The sequence below is a fragment of the Luteitalea sp. genome, assembly GCF_022842525.1.
Lineage (GTDB): Bacteria > Acidobacteriota > Vicinamibacteria > Vicinamibacterales > Vicinamibacteraceae > Luteitalea.
Genome location: NZ_JALHPM010000073.1, coordinates 22393 through 30659, shown reverse-complemented (window position 1 = coordinate 30659; position 8267 = coordinate 22393). Strand labels below are relative to the sequence as shown.

The window sequence follows — 8267 nt, the reverse complement described above, 5'->3', positions numbered from 1 at the left end:
CGCCGGTCGTGGTCTATGACGCCCCCTGCGCGGCGTTCATCAGCGTCAACGACGCCGTGGTCCACGGCTTGCCGACCCGCACGCGCCTGCGGGCCGGCGATCTGGTCAAGATCGACGTCACGCCGCAAATCGACGGCTTCATCGCCGATGGCGCCATCACCGTACCCGTGGAGCCCTCCACCTCGCGGGGGCGCCGTCTGGCTCAGTCAGCCGAACGGGCACTCACCGCGGCCCTGGCCGGTGTGCGTCCCGGGGTGCCGGTGCACGCGCTCGGCGCCATCATCGATCGCCACGTGCGCCGCGACGGTTTCACCGTGATTCGCGACCTGACGGGACACGGCGTCGGCCGGACCATCCACGAGCCGCCCGAAGTGCCGAACTACGACCCGGGTGGGGTGTCGCCGCTGTTGACCGACGGCCTCGTCATCGCCGTCGAACCGCTGGTCGCCGAGCGCTCCGGCGCCGTCCGGGTCGGCCGCGACCGCTGGACCATCGCGACGCGTGACGGCGGCTGGACGGCCCACTGGGAACACACCATCGTGGTGACGGCGGCTGGCGCCCTCGTGCTCACCGCGCCCTCGCCCGATGGCGAGACGACGCACTGAGATGGGGATGGACGGGAATCGGCACACGGGAGTCGGGGGGCAGGCCGCGGCCGCCAGCAGCCTGCAGGCGGTGGGCACGCGTGCCCACCCGGCCGACGTCGTCATCGTCGGCGCGGGCGCCACGGGAGGCTGGGCGGCCAAGCGTCTGACCGAGGCGGGGTTGCGCGTCGTCGTGCTGGACGCCGGACGTGCCTTCGGTCCGGAAGACTTCCGCGAGCACATCCCGGCGCATGCCTTGCCGCTGCGGGCCCGCACCAAGGCCGTCATCGCGCGCACGCAGCCGCAGCAGGCGGCCGGCTACCCCCTCACGGAGTGGAATGCCGACTGGTTCGTCAACGACATCGACGAGCCGTACACGACCCCGCCGGGACAGCCGTTCCCCTGGGTCGGGCGGATGCGCATCGTCGGCGGCCGGACGCACGTGTGGGGGCGCCAGAGCTATCGCTACAGCGACATCGATTTCCGTGCGGCCTCGCGCGACGGATTCGGCATCGACTGGCCGCTGTCGGCGGCGGACCTGGCGCCGTACTACGACGAGGTCGAGCGCTACGTCGGCATCACGGGCATCAACGAAGGCATCCCGCAATTGCCCGACCAGCGGCTGCAGCGGCCCATGGGCTTCTCGTGCGTCGAGGCCCACGTGCGGGCGACCATCGGCGCCGGCATGGGACGCACCGTGACGCAGGGGCGCACCGCGAACCTGACCGAGTCGATCAACGGCCGCCCGAAGTGCCACATGTGCGGCCCCTGCGAACGCGGCTGCGCGACGTTCTCGTACTTCAACGCCGCATACACCACCGTGCTCGACGCCGAGAAGACGGGGCGGTGCCGCATCGTGACGCAGGCCATGGCGGCGCAGGTCCTGATGGACCGGCAGACTCGGCGGGCCACCGGCATCCGGTATGTCGACAGAGCGACGCGCGCGCATCACGAAGTGTACGGCCACGTCGTCATGCTGGCCGCGCAGGCGTTCGAGTCCGTGCGCCTGTTGTTGAACTCCGCCGGGCCGCAGGACCCGGCCGGGCTCGCCAATTCGAGCGGCGTCCTCGGCAAGTACCTGCTGTCGCATTTCACCGGCTTCGGCGCCTCGGCGGACTTCCCGGCCTTCCACCAGCCGGCCGATCAGAACGCGCCGCGCAAACCGACGGGCCTGTTCGTCGCGCGGTTCCGCAACCTGGACCCGCAGAAACCCGACCCACGGTTTCCGCGTGGCTACGGCTATCAGGGGGGCGGCTCGACGTCGATCGAGCCGGACGCCGGCGGGTTCGGCGCCGCCTACGTCGCCGCGGTCAAGGCCAGCGGTCGCACCTCGGTCAGCCTTGGCGGCTTCGGCGAGCCGGTGCCCGACGCGCGCAACCAGGTGACCATCGACCCGCAGGCGGTCGATGCCTGGGGCATCCCGGCCATCAGGATCGACATGCGGTTCTCCGAGACCGATCGCGCCATGATGCGCGACGGCGCAGAGCAGGCCGCCGAGATGCTCGAGGCGGCCGGCGGATCCAACATCCGCATCACCTGGGCGCCGCGCTGGGCGAGTCACGAGGTGGGCATCGCGCGCATGGGCGCCGATCCGAAGACCTCGGTGCTGAACCAGTTCCAGCAGACCCACGACGTGAAGAACCTGTTCGTCGTGGACGGCGCCAGCATGCCCAGCGTCGGCTACGTCAACCCGACGCTGACCATGATGGCGCTGGCCGTGCGCTCGTGCGATTACCTGATCGACGCCATGAAAAAGGGGAACGTCTGAGGGAATGTCAGAATTTCACGATGGCAGAACTTCATGGGCACCGCCAAACTTCGAAGCGCTCGGTTGGCAGGACCTTCTGAAATTCTGAAATTCCGAAGTTACACCTTCGCCTTCCACGCCGCCAGCACCTCCGCCTCGCGCTCCGGTGTCAGCCCCGCCTTCAGTCTCGCCTTTCGCTCCGCCGGCCACGTGTCGACGTAGGCCAGCGTGTCCCGCACCGTGTCGGCCAGCGGTCGGTGCGTGAGGCCCCGGGCCATCGCCGCCTTGACGCTGACCTGCCCGCCGCCGGCCTCGTCGCCCGTCAGCGGCACCCACACCGGCATGTCGCTCCAGGGGCGCACCTTCTGCGCCTCGAGGAACGCCGTCGGCACCCACACGAACGTCGCGTCGGACTTCGCGACCTGCTTGCTGGTCTCGAGCAGCCGCCCGATCGTCAGGCCGGCCTGCGGGCCATCCGCGTTGTAGATCCCCGTCGTCCGCTGTTCCAGGCACGAGACGATGAAGTTCGCGAGGTCGCGGACGTCGATGCACTGCACGTAGTCGCTCGGGGCGTTGGGCGCCAGCACCTCGCCGCCGCGCGCCACGCGCACGGGCCAGTACGTGAAGCGGTCGGTCGTGTCGCCCGGGCCGACGATGAGCCCGGGGCGGATGACCGTGGTCTTGCCGGGCATCGCCTTCTCGGCGGCCTGCTCGCACAGCACCTTCAACCCGCCGTACGTCTCACCGGTGACCTGCTCCACCGTCGGATCGGCGAGCGTGCCGAGCGGTGCCGTTTCGTCCATACCCGGCGTGTTCAGGGTCTTGTAGACCGAGATCGTGGAGATCAGCAGGTAGTGGCCGACGTTGGGCGCCAGCAGCGTGGCACTGCGGGTCACGTCCGCGGGGATGTAGGCGGACGGGTCCAGCACCGCGTCCCACTTGCGGCCCTCGAGCGCCTTCAGATCCGTCTTGCGGTCGCCGCGCAGCTTCTCGATGTCGGGGAACAACCCCGGGTTCGTGCGGCCACGGTTGAACAGCGTGACCGTATGCCCTCGTTCCTGGAGCCGCCGCACGGTGTGGGGGCCGAGGAAGCCGGTGCCGCCCAGCACCAGCACCTTCAGCGGAGCTGCGGCCCGGCCGCTGGTTGGCAGGGTCGTGGTCGCGGCGACCGCCAGGGTCGTCCCGAGGAATTCGCGTCGTGTCATCGTCATCATGACCTCCAGAGTGCTGTTGCTCGCCGCGGGCGCGGCGTGTCCTCCCAGTCCCGGCTACGAGTTGGCTGGGGCCGGCGTCGCCGCGGCCCCGGCCGACGCCAGATGCTGGTCGTGCGTCCGCCCGACCCGCCAGCCCAGGACCGCCCAGGCGCTGGCCACCACCAGGCCGATGATCGCGACTTCGCCGAGGGGCATCTTCGCGGCCACGATGCCGGCCATCACCCATCCGTTGACGAGGTCGCCGCCGCGGTAGATCGCCGTGTCGATGAACGCCTTGGCCTTGTAGCGGCTCTCGCGATCGACGCGCGTGAACAGGCTCTCGCGCGCGGGGGCGATCAGCGAGAAGTTCCCGGCCCGGTGCACCACCTGGATGCCGGCCAGCAGCAGCGGCGTCGGCGACGCCGCCAGCCACGCGAACCCCGTGGCGACGACCAGTGGCGAGAGCATCAGCAGGGGTGTCACACCGAACCGGGTCAGCAGCACGCGGGTGACGGCAATCTGCGTCACCACGGTGAGCGCGTTCACCGCGAAATCGATGCGGGCGAAGTAGGCGGCGCGCGCCGCCGAATCCGTGAAGGCCGCGGCGACCACGGCCGCCTGCTGGTAGTAGAGGATCGTGTTGACCGTGACGTAGAGGAGCAGCAGGCCGGCGATGAGCCGCAGGAACGGCGAGCCGACGACGAGTCGCGCCCCGGCGAGCACCGTACCGCCGATGGCGCGGTCGGCGCCGCGCCGCTCCGTGGCCCACGGCAGGAGGCGGAGGATGGCCACCAGCGCCCCGGCCAGCAGCAGCGCCGAGATCAGCATCAGCTGCGGCACGCCGACACGCTCCACCAGCACGGCGGTCAGCAGGGGACCGGCCAGCGCGCCGCAGGTGCCGCCGGCGGCGATGATGCCGTAGAGCCGCTTGGCCTGGTCGGTGGTGAAGATGTCGGACATGAAGCTCCAGAACACCGACACCACGAACAGGTTGAAGACGCTCACCCAGATGAAGAAGGCGGGCACCGCGATGGTCATGCCCCGATCGAGCAGGAACACCCCGTAGAAGACCAGCAGGCAGGCGATGAAGAAGCCGTAGACGACCGGCAGGAACACGCGCCGCTGGAAGCGTGAGACCAGCGCGCCGTAGAGCGGCTGCGCCAGCAGCATGCAGACGAACGTGCCGCTGAACAGCCACTGGAGGTTGGCCACGCCGTGCCGCACGCCCATCTCTTCGCGCAGCGGGCGCAGCAGGCCGTACGCGCAGAGCAGTGAGAAGAAGTACAGGAAGCTCCACGCCAGCGCCGCGCGCTCGTCGTGGGCCACGCCGGTCAGGAGAGCGAGGCGGGAACGGGGGCCCTGGGCGGTCTCGGGAGGCATCGACGGGCACCAGCGTAGCTGATGGCCGGCTCGCCGTCCCAATCTCGTGACGAAACGGAGGTCAGCGCTTGCGCTGACGGCGCCAGAGCAGGACGGCTTCCCGATTGCGGATCGAGCCGAAGCAGTAGCGCTTGCGGTTGCTGTACGTGTCCAGCCAGTCGCGCTCGACCCACAGATTGGCGCCGTCCGGGTCGTCGTGCAGCCGCTGCGCCGATCCGCCGAGGCCCTTCACCGTGCGCTGGAAGTACGGGTCGAAGAACGACAGCCCTTCCGGGTCGGCCTTGATCGCCAGGACGTAGTGCCAGATGCCGCCGCCGATGTGCAGGTTGCACAGCCCGACGCCGCCGGTGTTGAGGCAGGCCACCAACTGGTTGCCCCGCTTGACGTGGACCTCGGTGCCGCGCAGGTACTCGGTCTTGACGGCGAACTTGCCTTCCTTGTAGTTGCCCAGCCACTCGGCCGTCACGCGGATGCCCCACTCGTCGGTGCCGTCGCCGAGCGTGTTGCTGCGACTGACGCCGTTGAGGGTGTACGTGTAGACGCGCTGAATCACCAGCGGCGGAATCTCGCCGCGGCCGAACAGCCGGGCGATGCCGTTGAGGAACGTCGTCGGGACGCAGTCCGCCTCGCTGAACTGGTACCGGAAGGGCACCGGCACCTCGGGCTGACGTGACGCACGGCCCGAGCGCGGCCGGTGTGACGGGGTGTACGAGGACAACGTTCGTGAGTCTGCCATCCGGCCGCGCGATCCGCAATGACGATCCGCAGCCCTTGCGTCCGGCCGCGGGAGCGAGTCAGATCTCGACATGGCTCCGAGCACCCTGCCCGCCTCCCGCCGCACGTTTCTTGCCCTTCTCGGGCTGGCCGGGCCGGCCTGGGCCAGCTCGGCCCTTGCGGCCCAGCAGGTGTCGGTACGGTCGGGCTCGCTCGGCGCACTGACCCGCACGGTCACGCTGAATGGCGTGCTCGACCACCCGCAGGGCATCACGGCCAGCCCCGACGGCGCCACGTGGTTCGTCACCTCGGTGCTGCGCGAGGCGAAGAAGGGCCTCCTGGTGGCGTTTCGGGCCTCGGACGGCGCCGTGATCCAGCGGATGGAGGTCCAGGACGGCCCGCGCTACCACCCCGGCGGGCTGGGCCGCCTCGGAGACGCGCTCTGGCTGCCCGTCGCGGAGTATCGACGGTCGTCCACGAGCGTCGTGCAGTGCCGGGACGCCCGCACGCTGGCCGAGCGATCCCGCTTCCCGGTCGCCGACCACATCGGCGCCGTGGCCGTGACGTCAGGCGCGCTGATCGGCTGCAACTGGGATGCGCGGCTGTTCTACGAGTGGACGTTCGACGGGACCCAGTCGAGGGTCGTCGAGCACGACGGATCGGCGCGCTACCAGGACCTGCACTGGACGCCCGAGGGCCTGCTGGCGGCCGGCCTGATCGGCGATCAAGGGGTGGTCGACCTGCTGGAGTGGCCGACGCTCGACCTGCGCGAACGGACCGTGGTGGGCCGCACCGACCGCGGTGTCGTGCTGACCGCCGAAGGCATGGCCGTCGCCGGTCAGGACCTCCTGCTCATGCCCGAGGACGATCCGACGCGCGTGTTCGTCCACAGATGGACCGGCGCCCCGGTGCCCGAGCCGGCGCCGTCGCGTCCGAACGAGCCCGAGAAATCGCTCTTCCGCCGGCCAGTCCCGTAGACCGGTCTCCCCTTCACGACCTGGCATGACCGTCGACCTGAAGGTCGACGGCTACAGTCGTCGCGGTGCGCTCAAAACAGGGACGGTCCTCGCCATTGCGCGGAGATACCGACCTGCCTCGACGGGTTCCTGTCGCGCGACGGCTCCGCCGGAGGCTGTAGCCGTCGACGTTCACGTCGACGGTTCAGCGAGCGGGCTCGCCGACGTTCGCGTGGCCTAGATGCCCCAGCCCAGCGCTCGGGCGATCGTCGCCGTGAGGAAGCAGACCAGGAACGCGGTGCCGAGCGGCAGCAGGGCGCCGACGGTCGCCCACTTCGCGCTGAGCGTCTCCTTGTAGATGGTCAGGATCGTCGTCGCGCACGGGTTGTGGAGCAGCGAGAACAGCATCAGGTTCACCGCCGTCAGCATCGTCCAGCCCTGCTGATCGACGAGGAGCCGACGCAGGTCGTCGAGCCCTTCCATCTCCGTCATCATGCCCGTGCCCATGTAGGCCATCACCAGCGTCGGCACGACGATCTCGTTGGCCGGGATGGCGATCACGTAAGCGAGCAGGATGACGCCGTCGAGGCCGAGCGCGCGCCCGAAGGGGTCGAGCCAGCCGGCCGTGATCGCGGCCAGTGACTGGTCGCCCCACCGGATGTTGGCCAGCAGCCAGATGGCGGCCCCGGCGGGGGCGGCGGTCCACATCGCGCGCCACAGCACGAAGAGCGTGCGATCGATCAGTGACGTGTAGATGATGCGGCCGATGTTGGGGCGGCGATACGGCGGCAGTTCGAGCGTGAAGGCCGAGGCTTCGCCCTGCAGGATCGTGCGCGACAGCACCCATGACATCAGCAGCGTGAACCCGATGCCGAGCAGCACCACGCCGACCACCGCCGCGGCGGCCGCGATGGAGGCGAGCGCCGGTGCGAAGGAGGCGCCGACGAAGATCGTGCCGAGCATGATCAGGGTGGGGAAGCGCCCGTTGCACGGCACGAAGTTGTTGGTGAGGATGGCGACCAGTCGCTCGCGCGGCGAGTCGATGATGCGCGTGGCGATGACGCCGGCCGCATTGCAGCCGAACCCCATGGCCATGGTCAGGGCCTGCTTGCCGTGGGCGCCGGCCCGGCGGAAGAGGAAGTCGAGGTTGAAGGCGACGCGTGGCAGGTAGCCGAGGTCCTCGAAGACGGTGAACAGGGGGAAGAAGATCGCCATCGGCGGCAGCATCACGCTGACCACCCACGCGAGCCCGCGATAGACCCCGTGCCAGACGAAGCCGGTGATCCACCATGGCACGCCCGCGGCGTCGAACAGCCCCGCGGCCTGGTCCTCGATCCAGAACAGCCCCTGCGCCAGCAGCGCCGACGGCACGTTGGCGCCGGCAATCGTCAGCCAGAAGATCACGGACAGCAGCACCAGCATGATCGGCAGGCCGAACCAGGGCGAGGTCACGAGATGGTCGATGCGCTGATCGAGGTCGCGCGCGCGCGCGTCGCCGCTCCGCGTCACGGCGCGCTGCGCCACGCGCTCCGCCTCGGCATAGAGCGACTTGACGGCTTCCTCGCGGAACCCGCCACTCAATTGCCGCCGCAACTCCCGCGCCCGCGCCAGGACCTCGTCCGGTGAGGCCGCCGCACGAGGCGCCTGCACTGTCTCGTCAGTCATCTGTGTTGCTCTTCCGGTCGACGGGTGT

At 69.9% G+C, this 8267-nt stretch carries 7 protein-coding genes; 3 read left to right on the top strand and 4 right to left on the bottom strand.

The features are described 5' to 3' along the window. Together map and Q0C41_RS15525 are read left to right on the top strand one after the other, a co-directional pair. Positions 1 to 605, top strand: a 605-nt coding sequence (gene map, locus Q0C41_RS15530; RefSeq protein ID WP_291984983.1) for a type I methionyl aminopeptidase, incomplete at its 5' end; no start/stop codon positions are given. Then, entirely contained in the window at positions 586 to 2352 is a 1767-nt protein-coding gene (locus tag Q0C41_RS15525; RefSeq protein ID WP_291984981.1) for a GMC family oxidoreductase, read from the top strand. The genes map and Q0C41_RS15525, both read left to right, overlap by 20 nt. Before the next feature lie 98 nt (positions 2353 to 2450). On the opposite strand, the gene Q0C41_RS15520 is transcribed toward Q0C41_RS15525, so the two are convergent. The 3 genes from Q0C41_RS15520 to Q0C41_RS15510 form a co-directional block, all read right to left on the bottom strand. After that, positions 2451 to 3536 (bottom strand): NAD-dependent epimerase/dehydratase family protein, encoded by a 1086-nt coding sequence (locus tag Q0C41_RS15520; RefSeq protein WP_291984979.1) that lies wholly within the window; start codon positions 3534 to 3536, stop codon positions 2451 to 2453. Between the two features lie 63 nt (positions 3537 to 3599). Beyond that, a complete protein-coding gene (locus Q0C41_RS15515) occupies positions 3600 to 4904 on the bottom strand; it encodes an NTP/NDP exchange transporter (protein WP_291984977.1) in 1305 nt (434 codons plus the stop codon). A gap of 61 nt (positions 4905 to 4965) precedes the next feature. Then, positions 4966 to 5640 carry a hypothetical protein gene (locus Q0C41_RS15510; protein ID WP_291984974.1) on the bottom strand — a complete coding sequence of 225 codons (675 nt, stop codon included), beginning with the start codon at positions 5638 to 5640 and terminating at the stop codon, positions 4966 to 4968. Positions 5641 to 5710: 70 nt separating this feature from the next. Between Q0C41_RS15510 and Q0C41_RS15505 the strand changes: the two genes are divergently transcribed. Beyond that, the gene (locus Q0C41_RS15505) at positions 5711 to 6595 is read left to right on the top strand and encodes a DUF6454 family protein (protein ID WP_291984972.1); all 885 of its coding nucleotides are present in this window, start codon (positions 5711 to 5713) and stop codon (positions 6593 to 6595) included. A gap of 216 nt (positions 6596 to 6811) precedes the next feature. Here the strand turns inward: Q0C41_RS15505 and Q0C41_RS15500 are convergent, their stop codons facing one another. Then, the gene (locus tag Q0C41_RS15500; RefSeq protein ID WP_291984970.1) at positions 6812 to 8239 is read right to left on the bottom strand and encodes a nucleoside recognition domain-containing protein; all 1428 of its coding nucleotides are present in this window, start codon (positions 8237 to 8239) and stop codon (positions 6812 to 6814) included. Positions 8240 to 8267: the final 28 nt, after the last annotated feature.

Bases quoted from the DNA above. Each gene is read 5' to 3' on its own strand.
- Q0C41_RS15500 (WP_291984970.1), bottom strand. From the start codon at position 8,239: ATGACTGACGAGACAGTGCAGGCGCCTCGTGCGGCGGCCTCACCGGAC.
- Q0C41_RS15525 (WP_291984981.1), top strand. From the start codon at position 586: ATGGCGAGACGACGCACTGAGATGGGGATGGACGGGAATCGGCACACG.
- Q0C41_RS15505 (WP_291984972.1), top strand. From the start codon at position 5,711: ATGGCTCCGAGCACCCTGCCCGCCTCCCGCCGCACGTTTCTTGCCCTT.
- Q0C41_RS15510 (WP_291984974.1), bottom strand. From the start codon at position 5,640: ATGGCAGACTCACGAACGTTGTCCTCGTACACCCCGTCACACCGGCCG.
- Q0C41_RS15515 (WP_291984977.1), bottom strand. From the start codon at position 4,904: ATGCCTCCCGAGACCGCCCAGGGCCCCCGTTCCCGCCTCGCTCTCCTG.
- Q0C41_RS15520 (WP_291984979.1), bottom strand. From the start codon at position 3,536: ATGACACGACGCGAATTCCTCGGGACGACCCTGGCGGTCGCCGCGACC.